The organism is Acidovorax sp. 99, from assembly GCF_003096455.1.
GTDB classification, from domain to species: domain Bacteria; phylum Pseudomonadota; class Gammaproteobacteria; order Burkholderiales; family Burkholderiaceae_C; genus Acidovorax; species Acidovorax delafieldii.
Genome location: NZ_QEKU01000001.1, coordinates 3260260 through 3285494 on the forward strand (window position 1 = coordinate 3260260; position 25235 = coordinate 3285494).

25 protein-coding genes are annotated in these 25235 nt (G+C 65.8%); 1 reads left to right on the forward strand and 24 read right to left on the reverse strand.

What is annotated here, in order from left to right:
- Window positions 1-101: 101 nt before the first annotated feature.
- The 8 genes from C8C95_RS15230 to C8C95_RS15265 all read right to left on the reverse strand — a co-directional run bounded on the left by C8C95_RS15230 (window position 102) and on the right by C8C95_RS15265 (window position 6263).
- The gene (locus tag C8C95_RS15230) at window positions 102-1106 is read right to left on the reverse strand and encodes an ABC transporter substrate-binding protein (protein ID WP_116749124.1); all 1005 of its coding nucleotides are present in this window, start codon (window positions 1104-1106) and stop codon (window positions 102-104) included.
- Between the two features lie 86 nt (window positions 1107-1192).
- The gene (locus C8C95_RS15235) at window positions 1193-2056 is read right to left on the reverse strand and encodes a creatininase family protein (protein WP_116749125.1); all 864 of its coding nucleotides are present in this window, start codon (window positions 2054-2056) and stop codon (window positions 1193-1195) included.
- 29 nt (window positions 2057-2085) lie between these two features.
- Complete coding sequence (locus C8C95_RS15240; protein WP_116749126.1) at window positions 2086-2562, reverse strand: RidA family protein; 477 nt, start codon at window positions 2560-2562, stop codon at window positions 2086-2088.
- The gene (locus C8C95_RS15245; protein ID WP_116749127.1) at window positions 2559-3878 is read right to left on the reverse strand and encodes an amidohydrolase family protein; all 1320 of its coding nucleotides are present in this window, start codon (window positions 3876-3878) and stop codon (window positions 2559-2561) included. Before C8C95_RS15245 ends, C8C95_RS15240 begins: the two co-directional genes overlap by 4 nt.
- Before the next feature lie 23 nt (window positions 3879-3901).
- The gene (locus C8C95_RS15250; RefSeq protein ID WP_056060691.1) at window positions 3902-4489 is read right to left on the reverse strand and encodes an NAD(P)H-dependent oxidoreductase; all 588 of its coding nucleotides are present in this window, start codon (window positions 4487-4489) and stop codon (window positions 3902-3904) included.
- 32 nt (window positions 4490-4521) lie between these two features.
- Complete coding sequence (locus C8C95_RS15255) at window positions 4522-4824, reverse strand: 2Fe-2S iron-sulfur cluster binding domain-containing protein (protein ID WP_116749128.1); 303 nt, start codon at window positions 4822-4824, stop codon at window positions 4522-4524.
- Between the two features lie 189 nt (window positions 4825-5013).
- Window positions 5014-5670: a TetR/AcrR family transcriptional regulator gene (locus C8C95_RS15260; RefSeq protein WP_116750301.1), complete on the reverse strand. Its 657-nt coding sequence runs from the start codon at window positions 5668-5670 to the stop codon at window positions 5014-5016.
- Window positions 5671-5735: 65 nt separating this feature from the next.
- The gene (locus tag C8C95_RS15265; RefSeq protein WP_043566080.1) at window positions 5736-6263 is read right to left on the reverse strand and encodes a nucleoside deaminase; all 528 of its coding nucleotides are present in this window, start codon (window positions 6261-6263) and stop codon (window positions 5736-5738) included.
- Window positions 6264-6701: 438 nt separating this feature from the next.
- Between C8C95_RS15265 and C8C95_RS15270 the strand changes: the two genes are divergently transcribed.
- Window positions 6702-7697: a 2-oxoglutarate and iron-dependent oxygenase domain-containing protein gene (locus tag C8C95_RS15270; protein WP_116749129.1), complete on the forward strand. Its 996-nt coding sequence runs from the start codon at window positions 6702-6704 to the stop codon at window positions 7695-7697.
- Window positions 7698-7792: 95 nt separating this feature from the next.
- On the opposite strand, the gene C8C95_RS15275 is transcribed toward C8C95_RS15270, so the two are convergent.
- The 16 genes from C8C95_RS15275 to C8C95_RS15350 form a co-directional block, all read right to left on the reverse strand.
- Complete coding sequence (locus C8C95_RS15275) at window positions 7793-8209, reverse strand: VOC family protein (RefSeq protein WP_116749130.1); 417 nt, start codon at window positions 8207-8209, stop codon at window positions 7793-7795.
- Window positions 8206-9204, reverse strand: a complete 999-nt coding sequence (locus C8C95_RS15280) for a 2-oxoglutarate and iron-dependent oxygenase domain-containing protein (RefSeq protein WP_116749131.1) — start codon at window positions 9202-9204, stop codon at window positions 8206-8208. The genes C8C95_RS15275 and C8C95_RS15280 overlap by 4 nt, the downstream gene beginning before the upstream one ends.
- 13 nt (window positions 9205-9217) lie before the next feature.
- Window positions 9218-10246: an ABC transporter substrate-binding protein gene (locus C8C95_RS15285; RefSeq protein ID WP_116749132.1), complete on the reverse strand. Its 1029-nt coding sequence runs from the start codon at window positions 10244-10246 to the stop codon at window positions 9218-9220.
- 363 nt (window positions 10247-10609) lie between these two features.
- Complete coding sequence (gene otnI, locus C8C95_RS15290; protein ID WP_116749133.1) at window positions 10610-11407, reverse strand: 2-oxo-tetronate isomerase; 798 nt, start codon at window positions 11405-11407, stop codon at window positions 10610-10612.
- Window positions 11408-11431: 24 nt separating this feature from the next.
- On the reverse strand, window positions 11432-12499 hold the full coding sequence (locus tag C8C95_RS15295; protein ID WP_116749134.1) for an alpha/beta fold hydrolase: 1068 nt from the start codon (window positions 12497-12499) through the stop codon (window positions 11432-11434).
- Window positions 12500-12555: 56 nt separating this feature from the next.
- Window positions 12556-13251 (reverse strand): aldolase, encoded by a 696-nt coding sequence (locus C8C95_RS15300; protein ID WP_116750302.1) that lies wholly within the window; start codon window positions 13249-13251, stop codon window positions 12556-12558.
- Between the two features lie 17 nt (window positions 13252-13268).
- Window positions 13269-14546 (reverse strand): 3-oxo-tetronate kinase, encoded by a 1278-nt coding sequence (gene otnK, locus C8C95_RS15305; RefSeq protein WP_116749135.1) that lies wholly within the window; start codon window positions 14544-14546, stop codon window positions 13269-13271.
- Window positions 14543-15466, reverse strand: a complete 924-nt coding sequence (gene ltnD, locus C8C95_RS15310) for an L-threonate dehydrogenase (RefSeq protein WP_116749136.1) — start codon at window positions 15464-15466, stop codon at window positions 14543-14545. The genes otnK and ltnD overlap by 4 nt, the downstream gene beginning before the upstream one ends.
- Before the next feature lie 37 nt (window positions 15467-15503).
- Window positions 15504-16871: a GntP family transporter gene (locus C8C95_RS15315; RefSeq protein WP_116749137.1), complete on the reverse strand. Its 1368-nt coding sequence runs from the start codon at window positions 16869-16871 to the stop codon at window positions 15504-15506.
- 374 nt (window positions 16872-17245) lie between these two features.
- On the reverse strand, window positions 17246-18025 hold the full coding sequence (locus C8C95_RS15320) for a FadR/GntR family transcriptional regulator (RefSeq protein WP_116749138.1): 780 nt from the start codon (window positions 18023-18025) through the stop codon (window positions 17246-17248).
- A 117-nt stretch (window positions 18026-18142) separates the two neighbouring features.
- On the reverse strand, window positions 18143-19186 hold the full coding sequence (locus C8C95_RS15325) for a patatin-like phospholipase family protein (protein ID WP_116749139.1): 1044 nt from the start codon (window positions 19184-19186) through the stop codon (window positions 18143-18145).
- Between the two features lie 130 nt (window positions 19187-19316).
- Entirely contained in the window at window positions 19317-19805 is a 489-nt protein-coding gene (locus C8C95_RS15330) for a nucleoside deaminase (protein WP_243415703.1), read from the reverse strand.
- Window positions 19798-20565: an ABC transporter permease gene (locus C8C95_RS15335; RefSeq protein ID WP_056060732.1), complete on the reverse strand. Its 768-nt coding sequence runs from the start codon at window positions 20563-20565 to the stop codon at window positions 19798-19800. Before C8C95_RS15335 ends, C8C95_RS15330 begins: the two co-directional genes overlap by 8 nt.
- A gap of 19 nt (window positions 20566-20584) precedes the next feature.
- Window positions 20585-21409 carry an ABC transporter ATP-binding protein gene (locus C8C95_RS15340; RefSeq protein WP_116749141.1) on the reverse strand — a complete coding sequence of 275 codons (825 nt, stop codon included), beginning with the start codon at window positions 21407-21409 and terminating at the stop codon, window positions 20585-20587.
- A 72-nt stretch (window positions 21410-21481) separates the two neighbouring features.
- Entirely contained in the window at window positions 21482-22513 is a 1032-nt protein-coding gene (locus C8C95_RS15345; RefSeq protein WP_116749142.1) for an ABC transporter substrate-binding protein, read from the reverse strand.
- Window positions 22514-22807: 294 nt separating this feature from the next.
- Window positions 22808-25114, reverse strand: coding sequence for an NADP-dependent malic enzyme (locus C8C95_RS15350; protein WP_056747727.1), 2307 nt, complete (start codon window positions 25112-25114; stop codon window positions 22808-22810).
- Between the last annotated feature and the right edge of the window lie 121 nt (window positions 25115-25235).

Sequence of the window (25235 nt, forward strand, 5' to 3'; positions counted from 1 at the left end):
CCAGCGGCGGAGAGTCAGCGGGGGATGTCATGGTCGCCTTTCGATGGATGCGGCCGGGCGGGCAAAGGGTCGCACCGGCCGCTGTTTCAGGGCTGTCAGGCTCAGGGCAGAACCTTGAGGTCTTTGACGAACGAAGTTGTGTAGGTCTCGGCCAGCTTCACCTTGGCAGGGTCGATGAGCTTGGCGTCCACCAGGAAGTCGTAGCTGGCCTTGGCGCGTGCGTCGGTCATGATGCCGATGCCCATGGTGGCCGCGTCACCCCCGGTGGCCATGCCCATTTCCTTGAGTTTGGCCACGCTGTAGGCGAGCTGCTCGTCGGTCATGTTGGGGTTGTCCTTCTTGATGAGCGCGTTGGCGGGTGCGGGGTCGGCCAGGTAGCTCTTCCAGCCTTCCATCGATGCCTTTACGAACGAGGCCACGGCTGCGCCGCGGTCCTTCACCGTCTTTTCCATGCACGAGATGGTGGTGGCGTACGCTGGGTAGCCCTGGTCGCTGAACATCAGCGTATTGGCCTTGACGCCCGCCTTGGCAATCGCAAACGGCTCGGATGTCAGGTAGCCCTGCTGCGCGGTGTTCTTGTCGGCCACGAAGGGCTGGATGTTGAAGGTGTAGGGGCGCGTCTGCGAGTCGGTGAAGCCGTATTTGGCCTTGAGCCAGGGCCAGTAGCCGCGCTGGGCCGACGAGGCGATCAGGATGGTTTTGCCCTTGAGGTCTTCGAATTTCTTCACGTCCTCGTGCGCGATGAGCACCTGCGGGTCCTTCTGGAATACGGCCGCCACATTGACCACGGGCACGCCGCCTTCACGCATCTGGATCATCTGCAGGTCGCTCGACCCCATCACGCATTCGGCCTGGCCGGCGGCCATCATCTGCACGATGTTGACCTGCGGGCCGCCCATCTTGATGGTCACATCCAGCCCGTACTTTTTGTACAGGCCCGTGGCCACCGCCTGGTAGAAGCCGCCATGCTCGGCCTGCGCATACCAGTTGGTCATGTAGGTGAACTTTTCCTGCGCGTGGGCTGTGCTCGACATGGTGCCGACGGCACCAACAGCGAGCAGCGCGGCTGCACCAAGTTTGGAAAGGCGGGAGGCGGTCTTCATCATGGTGGTACTCCGGTAGGGTGGTGGAGGTGAAACGAAGGGACAACGAAGGGGAAGGCGAAAAGGTTTTGCGGTGGCGTTCGCAGGTTTCAGGCCAGTGCGCTGGAGTGCTCCACGTGGCCGGTGTGATGGGCGCGGCCCCAGGTGGGCTCCGCGCGCGGTGCCCACTGCAGCTTGTGCAGCTCGGTGATGGCGGCGGCCCAGCTCACGGCCAGCGAGTCGAGGATGGCGTGGCCCTGTTCGGCCGTGGCGGGCAGCGGGTCGCCAATGATTCCGCTGGGGCCGAAGTCGCGCGCACTCCATGCGCAGGCAGGGCGGCCGTCGGGCGAGAGCAGGGGCGAATCAAAAACGGGCGGGTAGTTGACCACCGCACGCTCCATGTGCACGGTGTCCGGAGCCAACGCCAGCATCAACGCCGTCTCGGCGTGGCCTGCGTGCATCGCCAGTTTCTTTTCGGTGTCGGACAGGTACTTGCCCGCCACATGTGGCACACGCCAGGTGAAGCTGGGCACCACGATGAAGTCGCCATGGCGCAGACGCAGCTCGCGCGCGCACATCTCCATCACCTGCGGCTGACCGCCGTGGCCGTTGACGAACAGCAGCTTGCGAAAACCTGCGCGGTACACCGACTCGCCCACTTCGTTCATGGTGGCCAGCAGGGTCTCGCCGCTGAGCGTGACGGTGCCGGGGAAGTGCAGGTGCTCCTCAGACTTGCCGTAGGTGATGGGTGCCATCGCAAACGCGGGCACCTCGGCCGGCAGCCTTGCCAGTGCGTGGCCCACCACACCCGCGCTGATCACCGTGTCCACCGCACAGGGCAGGTGCGGGCCATGCTGCTCGGTGGCGCCCGTGGGCAGCACGATGACGGTGTTCTCCTTGTCCGGCAGGTCTGCGATCTCGGTCCAGCTCAGGTAAGGCAGGTAGCGGTGGGGCGGGTTGTAGCCGTGCAGCATGGGTGGTTCTTTCGTGAAGGAAGGCGTTGTCAGCGCAAGGGGAGGTAGGCCGTGGCCTCCACCTCGATGAGGATGTCGGGCGTGGGCAACATGCCGCTCACTTCCACTACGGTGGATGCGGGTGGCTCGCCGGGGAAGAACAGCTTGCGCACGCGGCTGTACTGTGGGAAGTGGTCCAGGTTCTTGAAGTACTGCACCAGCTTGAACACGTCGGACATCTGGCCGCCTGCGGCCTCGATGGTCTGGCGGATGCGGTCGAGCACATACCAGCTCTGCGCGAGGATGGGGCCCTCCTTGATGTCGCTGCTGAACTCGCCCGTGCGGCCAATCAGCGTGGCGGCCTCACGCGGGATGTCGTCGTAGCCACGCACGATGCGGCTGGCGGCAGGGTCCACGGCAATGATCCCGCTCAGGTAGATGAAGTCGCCTGCGCGGCGCCACGCGGCGTAGCGGGCCAGGGGCTGGGCGATACCTGGCGCAGGTACGGGCGCAGATGTGGGGCTCATGCGAGGCTCCTTGCGGATTGGGTGGTTGGCACATGCCAGGCAGCCGGTGCATGCCCGCTGGCGACGCGGCCCTGGCGCAGCACCACACGGTTTTGTGCGCGCGATGGAAAGCCCCAGTGGTCGGCCTGCGTGAAGACCAGCAGGTCAGCCACCGTGCCAGGCTGCAGCGGCAGCGCCGTGGTGCCAGTGCGGCCGGTGCGCAGCCAGTCGGTGCGGCACAGCGATTCGCTCCATTGGTCGAAAGGTGCATCCAGCTGCGCAGCCAGAACGCCCGTGGCCAGGGCTTCCAGCGGGTCGAAGCTGCCCACGGGGCAGAACGGGTCTTGCACGTTGTCACTGGCGACCAGCACCGGGATGCCGCGTGCACGGGCTTCCTTCACCAGCGTCAGGCCACGCTGGCGTGGCGTGCGGCCGGTGGTGGCGTCCTGCAGCAGCAGGTTGGTGATGGGCAGCGTGACCAGCGTGATCGGGCTTTGTGCCACCGCGTCGAGCGTGGCGAGGGCCGTGGCCTCGTCCTGTGCGGCCAGGGCGCAGGTGTGGCCGCAGACCACATGGCCTTCGAAACCCAGCTCCTTGAGCAGTGCGGCCGTGGTCGCCAAGCCCTGTGCGCCGGGGTGCAGTTCTTCGTCCACATGCAGGTCCACGTTCAGCCCGTGGTGTTGTGCGGCTTCCAACAGGTGGCGCAGCGCCTGCGGGTCCCAGTTGGTGGAATGCACAAAGCCGCCCAGCAATGCGCCAGGGCCGCTGGTGGCCACAGTGGCGGCCAGCCGCAGGGCGGCGCTGCGGTCTGCGTACAGGTGCAAGGGGATCAGGCTCACGTGCTCCAGCGTGATGCGGTCGGCCCAGTCGTGGGCCAGTGCGCGCAACACGTTCCAGGCCAGTGGCTGCGCGTCGGGCTCCCACCAGTCGCAGTGGGTGCGCAGGTGCACGGTGCCTGCGTCGTAGGCCCATTGCAGCGCGCGGCTGGCGCGGGCGTGGATGTCTGCTTCGGTCCAGCTTTGGCGATCCACCATCATGGCCTCGATGGCGCCCAGCAGGCCGGGTTTGACTTCTCCCATGTGCGGCAGGGTGAAGGCCTTGTCCAGGTGGGTGTGCGCATCGACCAGGCCGGGCAGCACCAGCGCGCCTGCCACGTCCCACGCAGCGCCGTGTAGCGCTGGCTGGGTGCCGTGGGGCAGCACTTGCACGATGCGGCCCTGGGCCAGGCGCAGATCGGCCAGTGCGGGCTGGTGGCCCTGCTGCGGCCACGCGGAGGGCAGCAGCCAGCGCGGCAGCCGGGCGCGCAGGATGTGGTCGGGGGTGTTGGATGCGTGCATGCCGTGGCCCTTAGAACGTTGTCTTATGCAAAGCGCGCCATCGCCTGGCCCACGCGGGCCTTGAAGGCCGCGAGTCGGGGCGGTGTGGCCACGTTCATGTGGTAGTAGGCGTGGTAGTCCACCCGCGCCTTGCCGCCCGTGAGCAGGCGCATGTAGCGAGTGATGGACTTGCGCGGCGGGTCGCCCATGAACAGGGCCGTCCAGCGGGGGCGCCCGTAAGTGACCACGGCCGAGATGCGCCTGATGTGGGTGAGTGAGGGCTTGACGTTGTGCGGATCGCTGATGTCAAAGGCCACGCCGGGCATGAGCACGCGGTCGAAAAATCCCTTGAGCATCGCCGGCATGCCAAAGCACCAGGTGGGAAAGCAGAACACCACGGCTTCGGCCCAGAGCAGGCGGTCCACATAGCCCTGCACGGGCAACTGGTTGCTGGGCACCTCGTGGTAGCCCAGGCGCTCTTCGCGTGTCATCACGGGGTTGAAGCCCTCGGCGTACAGGTCGCAGTCGTCCACCTCATGGCCCGCGCCGCGCAGCTGCTGCACCACCTCGGTGTGCAGGGCTGCGTTGTAGCTGGTCTCTACCGGGTGGCAATAGATCACGAGGATGCGCATGGCGGGGGGCCTTCGGGTTGTGGGGGATGGGCCTACAGGTCCAGCGTGAGCGTGGCGCTGTGGCTGCGCGCGCAGCACACGGCGACGTGGGTGGCTTGCTCTGCAGCGCTCAGGCAGCTGTCGCGGTGGTCGGGCTCGCCGTCCAGCCAGCGGGTGACGCAAGTGCCGCACATACCCTGCTCGCACAGGGTTTCCAGCGGTACGCCTGCGAGCTGCAGCACATCAGCCATGCTCTCGCCGGAGGCGACGGGCAAGCGCATCTGGCTGCGCTGCAGGATCAGCTCGAATGCGTGTTCTGTGCGGGCGGCGTCGGCGGTGTCAGGGGCTGTCTGCATTGTTTGACCATGTGATTTGATCGATTGGTCAAACTATTGCAAAGGCTGTGCCAGCCACAAAAAGCGGTCAAACGTCTTTGTGGTGGATCAACGCGGCCTGAAAGCGGCTTTTGACGCCGCGTGCTGGTGCAAATTTCCCGGGACTCGTCCCTCGGGCACCCGATGCATGCCCAGAATGGGGCGGGGGCCTTAGTCTGGTGCGAGGCCGCAGCCCAGCAGCACAAAGGTGGTGAGTTCACGCACGATGGGCTCGCGGTCGATGGGCTCGTCGGGCGCCAGGCCCAGCATGATGTGCACCTGCACGCCGTAGTCGGCATAGTGCTGCGTCATGCCCCAGATCTGCATGAGCAGCAGTGTGGGGTTGACGGCGCGCATGCGGCCTTCGGCAATCCAGCGGTTGATGAGGTCCACCTTCTGCTGGGTGGACTTGACGGCCACCGGCCAGTACTTGCCCAGGTTGCGCCCACCGCCCAGCACCTCGGTGGTGAAGATGCGCGACAGGCCCGGGTTGTCCAGCGCGTAGTCGAGCTTCTTGCGCACGTAGCTGCTCAACACCTTTTTGGGATCGTCGCTGTTGCTGTCAAAAATGAAGGCCCCCGACCAGCCGTTGAGCACCGAGTACAGCAGCTCTTCATACAGCTCTTCCTTGCTGCTGATGTAGTAGTGCAGCTGGGGCTTGGTGAGGCCCGCGCGCTCGGCAATGGCCTTGGTGGATGCCCCTTTGAACCCATGGCGGCTGAACTCGGCAATGGCCGCTTCGCGGATGGCGCCCAGGATGCGTTCACGGCCCTGTTTGGCGCGGCTGAGTAGCGCGCCAGAGGCGGCTTCGGCTTCGGATTCGGTCATGGCTTTGGTGCGAGGCATGGGGAGTGCAATGTGTACGCTGCAGATTCTGCCCGCGCGGGAATGGGTCAGACTTTCCAGAACCCGATATGCGGCGCGCTGGCTTCTTCGACCAGCGCCGGGCCGATGCATTCGATGGCATGGGGCGAGGCGGCAAACACGTCACGGCACGATAGCTCGGCATCGCGCTGTTCGGCCCGCTCGCCCCGGAACACGCGCAGGCGCTCGGCATCAATGCCAAACACCACGCGCCCAATGCCCGACCAGAAGATAGCGCCCGCACACATCACACAGGGCTCGGCCGACGAATACAGCGTGGCCTTGGCCAGGGCATCGCGCCCCACGCGCGGGCTGAGTTGGCGCACCGCATTGGTCTCGGCGTGGCCGGTGCAGTCGCCGGTCTCGGTGGTGTTGCAGTAGGCCTCGGCCAGCAGGCGCCCTTCGGCACTGATGACCACCGCACCAAACGGGCGGTTGCCGCGCGCGCGGGCCGTGCACGACCACGCGATGGCCTGGCGCAGGTAGGTCCCGTCGGTGTCGTTGATGGGGGTGGGGTCGTCAAAGCTGGCTGGGGGTGCAGACATGAGCGCGTGCATGGTGTGGGTGTCTCCGTCGATGGTGGGTAGGTGGCTGTCGTTGTGCAACGCCGGACTGTCTGCACGCCCGCCGTTGTGGTGCAGGGCACTATGCATTTGGCATGCCAATCACAATCAGTGACATGTATGCATGGCTTGTGATGCGCTGTGCACAAGTGCTCTCACCCTGCGTGGACACACAAGCAAGGAGCCGTGGGCATTCTTCTTGCATCGCTTTTGGCAAGAGTAGAAGCGTTCACTGCGTTGCCCCTGTGCCATCCTGCACGGGGCGATGCCAGTCGGAAATTGCTCTTGAAGCCCGCTGTGCGCACAGCGGTGTGCGTTGGCACACCGTGGCTTCAAGGGTTGAACGGCCGGCCGCAGCAGGCGGTGCCAAACGCTCTTGAAGCACCCAGCGGGAGGGCCTTTCTTCCTTCCACTTGTCTTCAGGAGAACTGCATGACCACCACTGCCACCTACGACCTCGCCGAGTTGCAAAAAGAAAAGCGCATGGGCGCGATGGGCTCGGAAACCGCGAGCCGCGAGATCCGCCGCATCGACCTCAGCCACTTTGCTCAGCGCAAGACCGAGATTGCCGACCAGCTATGGGACGCCGCCGTCGATGTCGGCTTTTTCCAGATCGTGAACCACGGCATTGACCTGGCCGAGGTGCATAAAGCCTTTGCGATGACCGAGCGTTTCTTTGCGCTGCCGGATGCCGTGAAGGCGCAGTACCCGCTCAAGAAGGCGCTCAACGTGGGCTGGGAGAGCCGCGCGCAGGTGCGCCCCTCCACCGGCACACCGGACCAGAAGGAGTCGTACCAGATCACCCGCCCGCACATGGCAGGCCTGTGGCCCACCGACGAGGAGCTGGCGGGCTTCCTAGCCACCATGCTCGCGTTTGAGGGCCAGTGCTGGCAGGTGGCCATGCAGGTGCTGTCGTGCTTTGCGTGGAAGCTGGGGTTTGACGAGGCCTTCTTTGCCCGCGCGCACGACCCTGCGCAGGCCAGCTACCAAAGCACCTTGCGCCTGCTGCACTACTTTGCGACCCCGCCCGAGCAACAAGCCAGCCTGGGCCTGTGGCGCGCCGGGGCGCATACCGACTTTGATTGCCTGACCCTGCTCTTTCAGCGCCAGGGCCAGGGCGGCCTGCAGGTGTGCCCGGGCAAGGAGATGGACACCCAGGCCTGGACCTCGGTGGAGCCCGACGAGCAGGCCATCACCTGCAACATCGGGGACATGCTGATGCGCTGGAGCGACGACCAGCTGCCCAGCAACTTCCACCGTGTGAAGAACCCTCTGCCCGGCGAGTACATGGGGCCGCGCTATAGCATCGCCTTCTTTGCCCAGGCCAACCGCGACGCCATCATCGAAGGGCCCGACAAGAAGTACCCGGCGATTGCCGCGGGCGACTACCTGAACCAGCGGGTGGCGGCCAACTTCAAGGCTTATTGACGCGTGACTTGGGAGGCAGGGGTGGGCGCTTGTCCGCCCCGCCGATGCCTGGGTGGGTGGCTGCCGTCGATGGCGCGGCCGGGCTAGGGGCAGGCTCAAGCGACGTGGCGCGGTACACCCACAGCGCTTATCCGGAACACGTTGTCTTCCGGGTCCGCCAGCACCGCCTGCCATTGGCCGTAGTACGTGGCGTAAGGTGGCTTGATGACCTGTCCGCCCAGAGCTTTGGCCTTTTCGGTGGCAGCCTCCACGGTGTCCGGTGTGTCCAGCATGAAGGTGGCATAGCCTGTCACGCCGCGTGGTGACGGCAAGGCTGCGCCAGGCTGCCGGTCGGCCAGGCCCAGCAGGGCATAGGCCTCGGGGGCATTGAAGCCGAGCTGGAAGTGCTCGGTCTCCACCGCCCGGTAGATGGCGGAGCGCGTCCCCGGCGCCTCGGGCAACTGCAGCAGGGCTTGATAGAACTGCATTTGTGCCTCGATGTCCTGGCACAGCAGGTTGAACCAGAGCCTCATGCCATCACCGCCGCGCTGGCTGGGGCGGTGGTCTGACCCAGGCCGTACGTCTTGCGGTACATGGCCTGCAGGTGCTCGCCCACGGTGCAGGGTGCAAAGCGCGGCGACTCGCCCGCAGGCACGCAGGTGGGGACGGGGACCACCTGGGCCTCGTAGTCGGGCGTGTAGAAGAACGGAATGGAGTGGCGCGGTGCGCCCCCGCTGTGCACGTTGCGCACGCGGTGGGGGTTGGATCGGTACAGCCCATTCGTCCAGCGCGGAATCATGTCGCCCAGGTTCACCACCAGCGCCCCCTCGATGGGTGTGGCAGCCACCCATTCGCCGGTGGGAAGTTTCACCTCCAGCCCTCCATGGTGGTCCTGGGCCAGCAGGGTGATGGCTCCCCAGTCGGTGTGCTCGCCCGCGCCAAAGGTGAGTGCATCGGCGCTTTCAGGATGCGGCGGGTAGCGCAGCAGCCGCAGCGTGAGCATGGGGCTCTGGTGGGTGTGGTCGAAGTAGTCCTCGGGCAGGTCGAGCGAGAGTGCCAGCAGCTGCATCAGCCGCTGGGCCAGTTGCCGCATGGCGGCGATGTAGGTGCGGCTCTGGGCGGCCAGCTCGGGCAACCCCTCCGGCCACTGGTTGCTGCCGTAGGAGTGGTAGCCGCGCTGCACGTACGGGTGGTCTGCCGCGTAATCCAGCCCGCAGTAAAAGCTTTCCTTCAGGTCCGGGCGCGCATTTGCGTCCAGGGTCTGCCCGCCCAGGCTTTCGTAGCCCCTCATGGCGGGTGAGTGGTGCAGCGAAATCGCTTCCTTAGATCCCAGCGGCAGGTCGAAGAACTGCTGCGCAAAGGCAAACTGGCGCGCAATGACGTCCTGCGGCACGCCGTGGTGGCGCACGTAGAAGAACCCTGCGCCCATGCAGGCCTGGCGTAGTTGGGCGGCCACGGCCATTACGGCAGGGCTGCGCGGTGCGCCCGGCTGCAGGGCGCCGCTGAGGTCGATGAGGGGGATGCCCATGGCTTTCCCCGGGTCAGGCTTTGAGCTTGCGGTCGGCGGCCGGGGGCAGGAAGCGGTCGGTCCAGATGTCGGCCACCGCCAGGCTGCTCTTGAGGCCAAAGGCTGCCACGGTCTCATCGATGGTGGCCTGCAGGCGCGTAGGCGTGGCAGCGCCCCAGCCGTTGGCGCGTGTCTCGGCGGTCTTCATGGTGCCGTCCACGATGAGCTGCAGGCGTTCGAACTCGATCTCCTCATGGGCCAGGGGCTCGCGGGCCTTGATGGCGGCAGCGCCGGCGCGCGGGTCGGCAATCGCATCGACCCAGCCGCGTGTGGTGGCTTTGACGAAGGCCTTCATGGCATCCGGGTTGTCCTGCATGCTCTTGGCGTTGGCGATGAGCCCGTTGCCGTAGGACTTGAGGCCGTAGTCCGAGAAACGGAACACCGTGATCTGATCCGGCGTCAGGCCCCGCGCCTTCAGGTTGAGCAGACCGGTGAAGAAGAAGTACGCCGCTGCGTCAAAGTCACCTTTCACAAAGCGCGTGTCGCCAATGTCGGGCGCCACGTTATCCCATTTCACGCCGCTGCCGTCAAAGCCCTGCGCCTTGGCAAAGGCAGGAAAGAGCTTGCGCGAGGCGTTGAAGGGTTGACCCAGGATGGTCTTGCCCGCCAGATCGGCGGGCTTCTTGATGGCGCCGTCCTTGCGCACCATGACCGAGTTGGGGTTCAGGTCGTATTGGATGGCGACCGCCGCCAGTTTGGACTGCGGGTTGGCGGTGTTGAACTCGATCATGGTTGAGAGGTCGGCCGACGCCACGTCATACGCACCGCCCGCCACCAGGCTGATGGCCGAGGCGGACCCGTTGCCGGTGTCGATGGTGACGTCCAGGCCCGCATCCTTGTAGTAGCCCCGCTGCTGCGCCAGCAAAAAGCCCGCGCCCGAGGCCTCAACCTTCCAGCCCAGGTTGAACTTGAACTTTTGCAGATTGCCCTGGGCGCGCACAAACGGTGCGGCAGACAGCAGGGCGGCGGCGCCAGTGGCGCGGATGAGGGAACGGCGTTGCATGGTGGAGCACTCCTGGTCGTTGGCGGATAACCACGGGGGAGTGAAAAGCCAGGCTTCACACCCCTCCGGACGGGGTGCATGCAATCAACCGACAGGGCGCTGAGGCTGCAAGGCGGGGGCAGCGGCCTCCTGAAGACGCACAGTCCTGCGCGCCCGTGGTGGCGTCAGTTCATTGCATGCTTCAAGAGCAATTTCCGGGCGGTGGCCGCTGAACGCTTCTACTCTTGGCGTCGATGTATTTGCAGGATCTGTGCCATGCCAACCCAGCGAGAAACTATGTCTGGACGCCCCCGTGTGCCGCGCCATGGTGCGCGCTGCACCAGCGTCAGGCGTGCAGCGGCAACTGTGGTGCGGGGTAGGTTTTTACAGCCAGGGCTTGAGCCAGCCCAGCCCGTCGCTGGTGGCGTGGGTTGCCGCACCGCGCGCTGGCCGGTATTCGCAGCCAATCCAGCCGTCGTAGCCCAGGCTGTCCAGCAGCTTGAACAGGTAGGTGTAGTTGATCTCGCCCACATCGGGCTCGTGGCGCTCGGGCACACCGGCAATCTGGAAGTGGCCGACGTTGCCGGTGGGCAGGTACTGGCGCACCTTCATCGCCAGGTCGCCTTCCACGATCTGGCAGTGGTACAGGTCCATCTGCACCTTGACGTTGGCGGCGCCGATCTCGGCGATCAGCGCGTGGGCCTGGTCCTGGCGGCTCAGGAAGAAGCCAGGCATGTCGCGGCCATTGATGGGCTCCAGCAGGATCTGGATGCCGTGGGGCGCAGCCTGCGCGGCGGCGTAGCGCACGTTGGCGATGTAAGTGGAGCGCACGGTGGCGGCGTCTGCCCCCTGGGGCACCAGACCTGCCATCACGTGGATGCGGGGGCACTGCAGGGCCTTGGCGTAGTCGATGGCCTTGGCAATGCCTTCGCGGAACTCGGCCTCACGCCCCGGCAGGCAGGCCAGCCCACGTTCGCCCGCGTCCCAGTTGCCGGGCGGGGCGTTGAACAGCACCTGCTGCAGGCTGTTGGCTTGCAGGCGCGCGGCCAGTTCTTGCGCCGGGTAGGCGTAGGGAAACAGGTACTCCACCGCCTTGAAACCATCGCGGGCGGCGGCAGCAAAACGGTCGAGAAAGTCCACGTCGTTGTAGAGCATGGACAGGTTGGCGGCAAAGCGGGGCATGAAATATTCCTGAGAAAAAAGCGGTCAGCGGCGCGGTGCGTGGGTGAGCACCTGTGCCAGCCGGTCTTGGTAAAAGCGCGCCAGGCCCACCGTGCTGTGGCCGAGGGTGTCGGCGCTGGCAGGGATCACGTAGGCCTGTGCGTGCGGGATGCGGGCGATGGCTTTGTCCAGCACGCCCAGCTCGGGTGGGTTGCGCTCATCGTCTGCCGAGTTGATGGCCAGCACGCGCGCGGTGATGCGTTCCAGCCCGGGCTCGGGGTCGTAGTCGCGCGATGCCTCCCACTGGTAGATGTGGTCGTTGGCATCGCCACGGAAAGGCGCTTTGAGGCGTTGTTCCACCAGGGCGTCGGCCGCAACGCGGGTGGGGGCCAGCTTTTGCAGGCCCTGGTGACCCCCGTTGGTGCCCGTGCCAAAGAACACCGACGCGAACTGCAGGCTGCGGGGCTGGCGGATGTAGTTGCCGCCCTGCCATTCGGGGTCGTTGCGGATGGCATCCACCAGCAGGCGGCGCATCATCCAGTTGCGGCCCGACATGGCGGCGGGCAGCGAGGCCATGGGCACGGCAATGTCCACGAAATCGGGGTGGCGCTGGGCCCACACCCAGGTGTGCATGCCGCCCATGGAGTTGCCGATGATGGCGCGCACATGGCGCACGCCCAGGTGTTCGGTCAGCAGGCGGTACTGGGCCTGCACCATGTCGTCATAGTTGTATGCCGGAAAGGCCGCGCGCAGGCCGTCCGACGGCTTGCTGGAGCGGCCGGTGCCGATGGCATCCGGCAGGATGATGAAGTACTTGCGCGCATCCAGCGGTTGGCCGGGGCCAAACAGCGTGCCTGCAAAGCCGGGGGAGAGCATGCTCTCTGCCGAGCCATTGGTGCCATGCAGCACCAGCACGGGCTCTCCGGTGGGATCACCCACGGTGGAGTAGGCCAGCTTGAGTTCGGGCAGGGTCTGGCCGGTGTGAAAGCGGAAATCCTTGACGACCCACTCGCCGTGTTGGGGGGCGGGGTAGTCCGCAGCCGATGCACCGCCCGTGGCCAGCACGCCCAGCAGCATGGGAGCAAAGGCTTTGCGCCAGAAAGAAAGGGTCATGGTTTGTCTCCTTGTGTGTGTTCTTTCATCCCCGCGCCATGGGCGCAGCCAGCCCGTTACCAGTTCCAGTGGGCACCAAAGCTCTGGCGCAGCTCCTCGATCTGGGGCTCGGTCAGCGGCGTGGGGCGAGGCTGGCACAGCATCCACAGGCGGGCGGTTTCTTCCAGTTCTTCCAGCACGGCCATGGCGGCGGCGGGCGTGTCATGCCACACGTTGGGGCCCAGGCGCGCCAGCATCACGGCGCGCACAGGGCTGCCCTGTGCGGCATAGCGGGTGATGGTCTGCGCCACCAGGGCTGCCGCTGCGGCATCACCCGGGCGGTGGTAGGGGATGTGCGGCACCCGGCCCACCTTCATCACAAAGTAGGGCGTGATGGGGGGCAGCAATTGCGCATCGGGCGCCAGCTGGCCACCTGCAGCGGTGTCGGCCTGCAGCGAGCAACCCACCAGGTGCGTGCTGTGCGTGTGGATCACGCAGCGCGCTGGGGCTGCTGTCGATGCCGATGCCTCGTAAATCTGCCGGTGCAGCGCAATGGTCTTGCTGGCCCGGTCGCCCGCCACCTGCTGGCCCTGGGCGTCCAGGCGCGCCAGCCGGTCGGGCTGCAGGGTGCCCAGGCAGGCATCGGTGGGGGTGATGAGGTAACTATCGGCCAGGCGCACGCTGATGTTGCCGGCGGTGGCATGCACATAGCCCCGCTCAAACAGGCTGCGGCCCACGCGGCAGATTTCGTCGCGGGCTTGGGCTTCATCCATGAAGGCGGGGGTAGAGGTCATGCCAGCAATTGTGCAAAAGCCTTGGTGAAAAAGTCGGTGCTGCCGAAATTGCCCGACTTCAGCGTGATGTGCAGCCCGTCCTTGGCGTCGGGGGCCACGGCATGGCACCATGGCACGCCGGGGTCAATCTGGGCGCCAATGCGCATCTGCGTAATGCCGAGGGCCTGCACGCAGGCACCCGAGGTTTCACCACCCGCCACGATGAGCTGGCGCACACCGCGCTGCACCAGGCCGCGTGCAATGGCGGCAATGGTGTCTTCCACCATGGCACCGGCTTTCTCAGAGCCCAGCTTGCCCTGAATGGCGCGCACGGCCGAGGGCTCGGCGGTGGAATACACCAGCACCGGGCCCTGGCCCATGTGGCCTTCGGCCCAGGCCAGCGCTTCGGCGGCCACGTCCACGCCTGCGGCGATGCGCAGCGGGTCGATGGCGAGGGCGGGCTTGCCTGCCTTGATGAAATCCATCACCTGCTGGTTGGTGGCTACCGAGCAGCTGCCCGACACAATGGCCTGCAGCCCTTGCGCGGCAGGCAGGCGGGCTGCCTCGTTGCTGGGGGATACGCCAAAGTTGCCCGGCAGGCCAATGGCCACGCCCGAGCCCGCTGTGACCAGCGGCATGCCCTTGAGGGCAGGGCCCAGGCGCAGCAGGTCGGCGTTGGACACCGCATCGACCACGGCCATGCGCACGCCCTCGGCCTTGAGTTGGTCGATGCGTGCGCGGATGGCGGCCTCGCCCTGCGCGACCACGCTGTGGTCGATCAGGCCCACGCGGCTGGGTGTTTGCGCCTGCAGCACGCGCACCAAGTTGGGGTCGGTCATGGGCGTGAGCGGGTGGTTCTGCATGCCACTCTCGTTCAGCAGCACATCACCCACAAAAAGGTAACCCTTGAACACGGTGCGCTTGTTGTCGGGGAAGGCGGGCGTGGCGATGGTGAAGTCGGTGCCCAGCGCCTGCATCAGCGCATCGGTCACGGGGCCGATGTTGCCCTCTGCCGTGCTGTCAAAGGTGGAGCAGTATTTGAAGTAGATCTGCTCAGCGCCCTGTGCCTGCAGCCACTGCAGCGCGGCCAGCGACTGGGCGATGGCCTCGTCCTTCGGGATGGTGCGCGACTTGAGTGCGACCACGATCGCATCGGCCTCAGCATCCAACGGTGCCGTGGGCACGCCCATGGCCTGCACCACACGCATGCCTGCGCGCACCAGGTTGTTGGCCAGGTCGGTCGCGCCGGTGAAGTCGTCGGCAATGCAGCCGAGCAGTGCACGTGCGCGTGTCATGCCTTGTCCTTCCCTGGACCTTCGCTATTTGGCAACGTGATGCCAGGGAAGATCTTGATCACGGCACTGTCATCTTCCTTGGCAAAGCCTGCGGTCGATGCCTGCATGAACATCTGGTGCGCGGTGGCGGCCAGCGGCAGGGGGAATTTGCTGGCGCGTGCGGTGTCCAGCACCAAGCCCAGGTCCTTCACGAAGATGTCTACAGCCGACAGCGGTGTGTAGTCGCCCGCCAGCACATGGGCCATGCGGTTTTCAAACATCCAGCTGTTGCCCGCGCTGTTCGTGATCACTTCATACAAGGCGCCTGCTTCCACGCCTTCGCGCAGGCCCAGGGCCATGGCTTCGGCGGCCACGGCAATGTGCACACCGGCCAGCAGCTGGTTGATGATCTTGACCTTGCTGCCTGCGCCCGCCTTGTCGCCCAGGCGGTACACCTTGCCGGCCATGCCGTCGAGCACGGCGTTGGCCGCGGCATAGGCCTCGGGCTTGGCCGAGGTCATCATGGTCATCTGGCCTGATGCTGCCTTGGCTGCGCCGCCGGAGATGGGCGCGTCCACATAGTGCAGGCCCAGGGCGTTCAGGCGCGCTTCCATCGCCACGGACCAGTTGGGGTCCACGGTGGAGCACATCACAAAGGTGCTGCCGGGGCGCATGGCCGCTGCTGCGCCGCCTTTGCCATCGTCGCCGAACAGCACGCTCTCGGTCTGCGCGGCGTTGACCACCACTGACACCACCACATCACTTACCGCTGCCAGTGCTGCCGTGGTGGCGTGGGCCGTGCCACCGTCTGCCACAAAGGCATCGGCCACGCCGGGGCGCACGTCGCACACGTGGATGGTGAAACCGTTGTTGCGCAGAGTCTTGGCAATGCCAGCGCCCATGGCGCCCAGGCCGATGATGCCGACGGTGGGTTGTGTCATGTTGTCAGTCCTTCAAAGAATTTCAATAAGAGGGCGCTTAGGCCACCAGCACCCAGAGCAAAGCGGTCATTGCAAAACCTGCAAGGCCCAGCACGGTGGTCAGCACGGTCCAGGTGCGCAGGCCATCGCCCACGCTCAGGCCCAGGTAGCGGGTCACGATCCAGAAGCCCGAATCGTTGACGTGCGACAGCCCGAGGCTGCCAAAGCCGATGGCAACCGTGAGCAGCGCCACTTGCAAGGGGGAATACCCGCCACCCGCCATCGCATCGGCCAGCAGGCCGCAGGTGGTGATGATGGCCACGGTGGCCGAGCCCTGCGCGGCGCGCAGCGCCAGAGAAATGATGAACGCCAGCAGGATGAGCGGCAGATGAGTAGCGGTGAGGCTTTGCGACAGCGCCGTGCCGATGCCGCTGGCGGTGAGCACTTTGGCAAACACGCCGCCAGCGCCGGTCACCAAAATCACGGTGGCGGCAGGGGGCAGGGCAGATTCCATGATGGCGTTGGTGCGCTCACGGTTCCAGCCCTGGTTGCGGCCCAGCAGGAACATGGCCAGACCCACGGCCACCATCAGTGCAAAGATGGGCGAGCCGATGAAGCCCAGCACATTGCGCAGGCTGTCGCCCTTGGGCAGCAGTGTGGCGCCGGTGGTGCCCGCCATGATGAGGGCCAGGGGGATGATGATCAGCGCCATGATGGTGCCGACGCTAGGCGCGGCGCTTGCTTTGCTGGTCTTGCTGTCTTCGCTGTTGCCAAAGGCGGCAAACTGCTCAGCCGTGGTGGGCAGCATGGGGTAGCCCTTGCGATTGAGCCAGCCCGAAACGACCTGCGACAGCGCCGCCAGCGGGATGCAGATGGCCAGGCCAATGATGGTGATCCAGCCAATGTCGCCCTTGACGATGGCTGCGCCGCCCACGATGCCGGGGTGCGGTGGCACCACCACGTGCGCGGCCAGCATGATGCCCGCCACGGGCAGGCCGAACTTGATGGGGTTGACGCCCGCCGCCTTGCAAAAGCCGTAGACGATGGGCACCAGGATGATGAAGCCCACATCAAAAAACACGGGGATCGCCAGCACCAGCGCGGCGGCGGTGAGCGCCATGGGCACCCGTGTGGGGCCCAGCAGCTGCGTGAAGCGGTTGGCCAGGCTGGCCGCGCCGCCCGAGACCTCGATCATGCGCCCCAGCATGGAGCCCAGGGCCACCAGGATGGCCACCGACCCCAGCGTGCCGCCCATGCCCGCAATCAGCGTGCTGATGATGTCGCCGATGGGCATGCCCGTGGCAAACGCCACCAGAAAGCTCACCAGCATCATCGCCACGAAAGCGTGGACCTGCCAGCGGATGATGAGCAACAGGAGCAGGCCAATGCTGCCGGCGCCGATGCCGAGAAGTGCGAGGGTGGACATGAACGGGGTATCTCCGGGATGGAAGGGGGGCAGGCCCAGATGGAGGCCGCTGAAAACGGCCTGTTGAGGAAGGCTGGGCGCACCCGGTTTGATGTGTTTATATGGTTATCATACAAATTATTGCGATTGGTACTCCTACGGGTTAACCCGCGTGTGCCAGTGCGTGGAGAGGGCAGGTGACGCGCTTTTGAGGCGTTTTGGTGCTCAAGCGCTAGTGCAATATGCTTGAGTAGCTACCAGATATGTAGCAAATCAACAATGTGGCCGGGGCGCAAGCCCCGCCGCCGCCGTGCCACAGGCCTCACACGGATGCGTGCTGTGCCGCTAACGCAGACGCGCTCAAGCCCGTCGCGCAGGCATCTCAGCGATGCAGCTCAGAACACCAGCGGCGCGGATGCCGCCACCAGCGGCTGGGCCAGCCGCGCGCCGTCCTGGGCCCAGAACGAAAGGTCGGCCTGCTCGATGCGGGCCAGTGCGTTCTTCATGTGCTGCGCCGCAGCGGCCCGTGCGGCCACGGGGTCGCCCGCCTCGATGGCGCGCACGATGTGGGTGTGCTCGTGGGTCACCGCATCGGCAAAGTCGGTGCGCCGCGCCTCGTTGGCGCGGGTCACACGCGTGGCGCCTTTGAGAAACTGGGCCAGGTAGTCCAGCGTGCTGATCATGAACGGGTTGCCCGCCGCCTGGGCAATGGCGCGGTGGAACAGCACGTCTTCCTCCACCCCGTCACGGCCGGCACGCACGGCGTCGGCGATGTGCTGCATGGCGGCGCGGATGGCGGCAATGTCTTCCTCGCTGCGGCGCAGGGCTGCCAGCTCGGCCACCTCGGCCTCCAGCGCACGGCGCACCTCCACGATCTGCATCACCGCCTCGCGCGATGCGGCAAGGGGCACATCAAACTGCAGCGGCTCGATGCCGGGCGCCAGCACATACACCCCGCTGCCCTGCCGTGAGTCCACCAGCCCCAACGACTTGAGGCGCGAGATAGCCTCACGCACCACCGTGCGGCTGACCTGGAACTGCTGCGCCAGCACGGCCTCGGTAGGCAGCTTCTGCGCAGCCTGGATGCGGCCCGCGCGAATCTCGGCCTCCAGCGCACTGGCCACCTGGTCGGAGAGCTTGGCGCTGGGTTTGACGGCGGAGAAAGGCGAAGACATGGAATGGGTGGGGCGGGCAGTGTGGAGCGTGAACGCGTTGCCGGGTGGTGCGGGCAGGCGTTGGGCGCAATGGACTTTACCCGAAGGGCGCTGTGCCGGAAGGGTTTGTTGGCTGCTCTACTTAGGCGCCGGGCAGGAGTCGTCCAGCTTGGCCAGGCCCGCAAGCTTCTGCAGCCGGCTGCGGTTGTCCAGGCAGGCCTGGTACTGCGCCTCGGCCGCTTTCTGCTGGGCCTGCGCCGCCGCCTTGGCGCGTTCGGCCTGCAGCTGGGCCACACGCTCGCGGATTTGCGGCATCACGGCCAGCGCGGCCTTTTCGCCTTCCACGATGGCATTGGCGCGCTGGCTGAAGTCGGCGGCGCCGATGTCCAGCACCTGCGGGCGGACGATCACATCGGCCCGCGCCAGCTCTGCCTGGCCCAGCTTCTGGCCCATGATGGCAATCGACTGGTTCAGCGCGCCCAGCATGTTGCCGGGCGTCTGGCCCCGGGCCTTGTTGGAGATGTCTACCGCAATCACGATGTCGGCACCCAGTTGGCGTGCGGCATCCACCGGCACGGGGCTCACGATGCCGCCATCCACAAAGTGGTACTTGCCGATGGTGACGGGCTGGAACACGCCCGGCACGCTGCTCGATGCGCGCACGGCCTGACCGGTGTTGCCGCGTGCAAACACAGTGCGCTCACCGTCCTCCAGTCGGGTGGCGACGACGACAAAGGGCTTGGCCATCTGTTCCAGCGGCTTGCGGCGCACCTGCTCGTTCACATAGTCTTCAAGCTTCTGTCCCAGTACCAGCCCGCCGGACGACAGCTGCAGGTCGCGGATCTTGGCCTCGTCCAGTGCCACGGCCTTTTCCTGCATCTCGAAGGCGTTCATGCCGCTGGCATACAGCGCGCCGACCACGCTGCCTGCGCTGGTGCCCGAGACCACGGCGGGCGCCAGGCCATTGGCCTCCAGCATCTTGATCACGCCGATGTGCGCAAAGCCTTTGGCCGCGCCACCGCCCAGGGCGATGCCAATGCGGATGGGTGGAGTGGTGGATGTGGTCGCAGCGGCAGGTGGCGCGTCGCCCGCCGAGGGCTGGGTCGGGGCCGTGCCGCCGCATGCGGCCAGACCTGCTGCGGCCCCAAGGGCCAGAAGGCGCAAAAGAATGGTCAAGCGCATGCCGGGTGATCCTGCTGTCGTCCAAACGGGGCGGGCAGTATAGCGGCAGGGTGCCGAGTCACCAGTTGGTGGTGTCTTTTGCTCCTGAAAGAGGAGCTGCTTGCGCTTCAAATACAAGCGCCAGCTTCCATTACTGCCAGAAGTCGCGGTGCAGGGCCGTGATCTCGTCCTGCAGTGCGGGCACCGGGCCCAGCACCTCGGTGGGGTGTTGGCCGCTCGCAAACACCGTGCGGCAAGGCAGGGCCAGCGTGGGGTTCTCGGGGTGGTCGCCCGTCAGGGCGAGCAGGGCGGTTTCTTCGGCGCCATACAGCACGCGGCCGATGCCCGCCCAGTAGATGGTGCCTGCACACATAGCGCAGGGCTCGAAGGTAGTGACCAGGGTGCACTGGGCGAGATAAGCGCCGGGATAGTTGGCCGCCGCCGTGCGGGCCAGCGTGCTCTCGGCATGGTTCACGGTGTCGATGTTGCCCTGCTCGGCCAGCACGGTCTCGCCATCGGGCGCAACGAGTAGGGCGCCAAACGGGTGGCGGCCCACGTCCTTGGCGCGTTGGGCCACGGCGTTGGCGCGGCGCAGCAGCGTGGCTGCCTGGGCTTCGCTCAACGCCGTCGGGTTATTCACCTTGAGAACCCCGGTGCGCCCAACCCGTGGTGCGTTTTTCGATCCAGCTGAACAGCTCGTACATCACCATGGCCATGGCGCCCACCACCATCAGGCCCGCAAAGGCCAAGCCCATCTGCATGGACGAGCCCGCGCTGATGAGCAGGTAGCCGATGCCTTCGTTCGCAGCGGTCATCTCCGACACCGTGGTGCCCACAAAGGCCAGCGTGATGGCCACCTTGAGTGAGCCGTAGAAGTACGGCATGGAGCGCGGCAGGCCCACCTTGGTCAGCACGTCCCAGCGCTTGGCGCCCAGCACGCGCAGCACGTCTTCCAGCTCGGGCTCCAGCGTGGCGAGGCCGGTGGCGATGTTGACCATGATGGGGAAGAAGCTGATGAGGAACGCCGTGAGGATGGCCGGGCCCACGCCAATGCCGAACCACACCACCAGGATGGGCACAAAGGCGGCCTTGGGCAGTGCGTTGAAGGCCGTCATCAGCGGGTACACGGCGGCGTAGGCCAGGCGCGAAGAGCCGATCACAAAGCCCAGCAGCACCCCCACGACGATGGCGATGCCAAAGCCGGCCATGGTGACCCAGAAGGTGCGCCAGGCGTGGCCCGCGATGACGCCGCCAAACTCCACCAGCTGGGTGGCAATGGCCCAGGGGCTGGGGAAGATGAACTCGGAGACATTGAAGGCCGAACAGATGATCTGCCACAGCAGGATGGTGGCGGTCAGCAGCAGCCAGGGAGACCAGCGCTCGACGGTTTTCTTGTGCATGGGATGAGGCGCTTTCTTGTTATTGCTGGATGGGCGCGCCGGCCTTGCGCAGTGCGCCGATGTGGCCGCGCAGTTCGTGGACGATGTCGGTGAACTCCTTGGTGTAGGTCACCTCCAGGTCGCGCGGGCGGGGCAGCTCGATCTCCTTGCGCACCACAAACCGGCCGGGGCTCTTGCTCATCACGTACACCGTGTCGGCCAGGAAGACCGACTCGCGCAGGTCGTGCGTGACCAGGATCACGTTGAACTGCTGCTCGGTCCACAGGTCGCGCAGGATGCACCACAGCTCCTCGCGGGTGAAGGCATCCAGCGCGCCGAAGGGCTCGTCCAGCAGCAGCATCTTGGGTTCGTGGATCAGTGCGCGGCAGATGCTGGCGCGCTGCTGCATGCCGCCCGACAGCTGCCAGGGGAACTTGTCTTCGTAGCCCGCCAGCCCCACCTTTTGCAGCAGCTTGCGGGCGCGCTCTTCGTATTCCTTGCGCTTTTGCTTGAAGTTGCTGCGGTAGGGCTCAACGATTTCGAGCGGCAGCAGCACGTTATCCACCGTGGTGCGCCAGGGCAGCAGCGAAGGCGCCTGAAAGGCCATGCCCGAGACCTTGAGCGGCCCCGTCACCGGCTGCCCGTCGATGAGGATCTTGCCCATGGAGGGCATCTTCAAACCGGTGGCCAGCTTCATGAAGGTGGACTTGCCGCAGCCCGAGGGGCCCACGATGGCGATGAATTCACCCTGGCGTACCTGCAGGTCGATGGCTTCGACCGCAAACTGGTTCTTGGCGCGCAGCTCGTCGTTGTAGGCAAGCCAGACGCCCCGGAAGTCCACAAAATAGTTGTCAGCAGCCTGCATGGAAGTCTTTGTGCTCATAACGGCTGCAAGCGCTAGTCAATCATGCGCCTGCAGCTATCAAATTAATAGTGTTTACTTCTTCGGCAGGATGTTCAGCTCGGCAGCGCTGGGCAGAAAGCTGGCGTTCCACACATCGTCGGCGTTCACGCGGGTCTTGGTGTTGAACGCATCCGATACCTGCGACGCCATCAGCGAGAGGCGTCCGGGCTTGAGCTGGCCGAAGCCTTCGGTGCGGGCGTCGGGGCTGTTGATCACGGTGTCGATGGCCAGCTGCAGGCGACGGGTTTCGAGCGGCACGTTCACGATGCCGTCGCGTGCCTTCACGTATTCGATGGAGGCTGCGGGGTTGGCAATGACTTCCTTGGCGCCCTTGGTGAAGGCCGACAGGAACGCCTTGATGGCGGCCGGGTTCTCCTTGATGAGCTTGGGCGATGCGATGATCACATTGCCATACAGCTTCACGCCGAAGTCGGCATAGGGCAGCACCACCACATCGGCGGCCTTGGCGCCCCGGGCTTCCAGGTTGAGCAGCGAGGTGAAGGTGAAGCCGGTGATGGCGTCCACATCGCCGCGCACCAGCATGGTTTCGCGCAGCGGGGGGTCCATGGCGGTCCAGGTCACGGCGCCGATGCCGTTGGCCTTCTGGAAGATGGGAAACGCGCGGCGGCCTGCGTCGAACACGGGGGCGCCCAGCTTCTTGCCAGCCAGGTCGGCGGGCTTGGCGATGCCGCTCTTTTTCAGCGCCATGACCGAGGCGGGCGTGTTGTTGTAGACCACCATCACCGCCACGGGCTTGTTCTGCGCGTCGGGGTTGTTGGCGTGGAACTCCATCACGGCGGCCAGGTCGGCAAAACCCATGTCGTAGGTGCCCGAGGCCACGCGCTGCACCGCACCGCCGGAGCCGTTGCCCGCATCCACCGTCACATCCAGGCCTGCGGCCTTGAAGTAGCCCTTGGCCACGGGTTGCAGGAACAGCGCGGCAGGTCCTTCAAAACGCCAGTCGAGCTGGAACTTGATGGGCGTGGTGGCCTGCGCCTGGGCCAGCGAGGTGCTGCCGATCAGGGCCAGGGCGGCGGCGGTTTGCATGAACAGTCTTTTTTTCATTCGGGGCTCCTGTCGGGCGAGGGGAAATTCGGTGAGGGAAGGCACTGGCCCCATTGATGGGCCATGGTCCTGCAGTCAGCAAAAACGATGCCCGGTTTGTGTACGCGGGTGCTTTGCTGCGCCCCATTGTTCACCGAAGTGGTGCGCGTCAGCATGCTGGGTTTCCCGAAATGGTGCATGCGCAGTGCCAGGGGTTGGCTTGCCCATGAAAAACGGGGCCCGAGGGCCCCGTTGCAACGGTGTGTGGGCAGGCCTGCTCACGGCCTGCGCTCAGGTCAGCATGGCACCGCGCGCTCAGCGTGGCCGGGCGGCAGCGCTGGCCACGGCCAGGGCCGTCATGTTGAGCACCCGGCGTACGGTGGCGGCCGGGGTCAGGATGTAGGCCGTGGCAGCGGCGCCCATCAGGATGGGGCCCACCGTGACGCCACCACTGGTGGTCGTCTTGAGCACGTTGTAGAGGATGTTGGCAGCATCCAGGTTGGGGCAGATCAGCAGGTTGGCCGAGTCCGTCAGGGTCGAATCCGCCATGTAGGCGTTGCGGATGTTCGGCTCCAGCGCGGCATCGCCGTGCAGCTCGCCATCACACTCGATCTCAGGGTGGGCGGCCACGAACAGGTCGCGCGCCTCGCGCATCTTGCGGGCCGATGCGCGCTTGGACGAGCCATAGCTGGAGTGCGACAGGAAGGCGACCTTGGGCGGGATGCCAAAGCGTTGTACCTCTTGCACCGACATCCAGGCGATGTCCGCCAGCTGCTGGGCCGTGGGGTCTTCGTTCACGTAGGTGTCGGCAATGAACAGCGTGCCCCGGTTGGTCATCAGCGCGTTCAGCGCCGCGTAGTTGTTGGCGCCTTCCTGGCGGCCGATGATGCTGTGGATGCGCTCCAGGTGCGTTTCATACGTGCCCACCAGGCCGCAGATCATGGCGTCGGCATCGCCCAGCTTGACCATCAGCGAGGCGATGATGGTGTTGGAGCGGCGCACGGCGGCCTTGGCCACCTCGGGCGAGGCGCCGTTGCGCTTCATGAGCTGGTGGTAGTGCTCCCAGTACTGGCGAAAGCGCGGATCGTCCTCGGGGTTGCACACCTCGACGTCCTTGCCCAGCTGCATGCGCAGGCCGGCCTTGGCGATGCGCGCGGCAATCACGGCGGGGCGGCCGATGAGGATGGGCGTGGCGATCTTGTCGTCGATGGCCATCTGCGCTGCGCGCAGGGCGCGTTCGTCTTCACCGTCGGCGTAGGCCACGCGCTTTTGCGCATCGGGCAGGGCCTTAGCCGCGTTGATCACGGGGCGCATCAGCATGCCGGTCTGGTAGACAAAGCGCGACAGCGTTTCCTTGTAGGCCTCCATGTCTTCGATGGGGCGCGTGGCCACGCCGGATTCGGCAGCGGCCTTGGCCACGGCGGGCGCGATCTTGAGGATCAGGCGCGAGTCGAATGGTGTGGGAATGAGGTAGTCAGGGCCAAAGGTGAGTTCCTTGCCCGCGTAGGCGCTGGCCACTTCTTCGCTGATGTCGGCCTTGGCCAGGTCGGCAATCTGGCGCACGCAGGCCAGCTTCATCGCTTCGGTGATCTTGGTGGCGCCGCAGTCGAGTGCACCCCGGAAGATGTAGGGGAAGCACAGGACGTTGTTGACCTGGTTCGGGTAGTCCGAGCGGCCCGTGGCGATGATGCAGTCGGGGCGAATGGCCTTGGCGAGTTCGGGGCGGATTTCAGGCTCGGGGTTGGCCAGCGCCAGGATGATGGGCTTGGGACCCATGGTCTTGACCATCTCGGCCGTGAGCACGCCGGGGGCCGAGCAGCCCAGGAACACGTCGGCGCCGTTGACCGCATCGGCCAGCGTGCGGGCGTCGGTCTTTTGCGCGTAGGCCGCCTTGGATTCGTCGTAGCCACCGGGGCGGCCTTCGTAGATCACGCCCTTGGAGTCGCACACGAAGACGTTCTCGATCTTCACGCCCAGGCCCACCATCACGTTCAGGCAGGCAATGGCGGCCGCACCTGCGCCCGACACGGCGATCTTGACCTGGTCGATCTGCTTGCCCACCAGCTCCAGGCCGTTGAGCAGCGCCGCGCTGCTGATGATGGCCGTGCCGTGCTGGTCGTCATGGAACACCGGGATGTTCATGCGCTTGCTGAGTTCGCGCTCGATGTAGAAGCACTCGGGTGCCTTGATGTCTTCGAGGTTGATGCCGCCCAGCGTGGGCTCCAGCGCCGCGATGATCTCGATGAGCTTGTCGGGGTCGCGTTCGGCCAGTTCGATGTCGAACACGTCGACGCCCGCGAACTTCTTGAACAGGCAGCCCTTGCCTTCCATCACCGGCTTGCTGGCCAGCGGGCCGATGTCACCCAGGCCCAGCACCGCCGTGCCGTTGGTGATCACCGCGACCAGGTTGCCGCGCGATGTGAAGTCAAACGCCTTGGAAGGGTCGGCAGCAATGTCCAGGCATGGGTAAGCCACGCCCGGCGAGTAGGCCAGCGACAGGTCGCGCTGGTTGGACAAAGGCTTGGTGGGGGTGACCGAAATCTTGCCCCGGGTGGGGTTGCGGTGGTATTCGCGCGCAGCGTCGCGCAGGGCCTGTTCGGCGGCGGAAATGTTCTGTGTCATGCGGAAATCCTGGAAGTCCTGGGCGGAAAGCAAAAACAAGGGTACCCGATGGCGTGGGCGGCGGACATGCAGGTTTATGCGTATGCAGCATGAAGCCAAAACCCCCTGGCAGCCGTGGCGG